The sequence below is a fragment of the Mammaliicoccus sp. L-M44 genome (genome assembly GCF_022386355.1).
Lineage (GTDB): Bacteria > Bacillota > Bacilli > Staphylococcales > Staphylococcaceae > Mammaliicoccus > Mammaliicoccus sciuri_A.
Window position 1 is genome coordinate 1 of sequence record NZ_JAJNIU010000077.1, and the last position, 379, is coordinate 379.

Here is a 379-nt window from a genome sequence, read left to right on the forward strand (position 1 = left end):
CTATTTAACAAGGCAGTTATTTTTCTATAACCATATGTAAAACGATGTTTCTTACATAGTTCTATAATTTCTCGTTCATCCTCAGATATACAGAAATCTTTGTTTTTCCATCTGTAATAATTTGATTTTGGAATATCTAAAGCTTCTAAAATGCCTTTCACTGTATATTTAGATTTCAATTCATTTACTAATTCAACAACTACCTCTGAGACCACTTCCTTTCCAATTCCTTGTACTTTTTTAAAATTTCATTTTCTACTTCTTTGCGCTTTAATTCAATTTTTAGCATCTCAACAGTACTCAATTCTTCATTTCCTTTTCCGTAGGAATATTGTTTACCTACTTGTTGATTGAATCTATGTGTTTCCCCATTTCTATA

1 pseudogene is annotated in these 379 nt (G+C 29.0%); it reads right to left on the reverse strand.

Going from position 1 to position 379, the window contains the following annotated elements:
- Positions 1–379, reverse strand: a pseudogene (locus LQ611_RS13985) (IS3 family transposase); the annotation flags it as partial.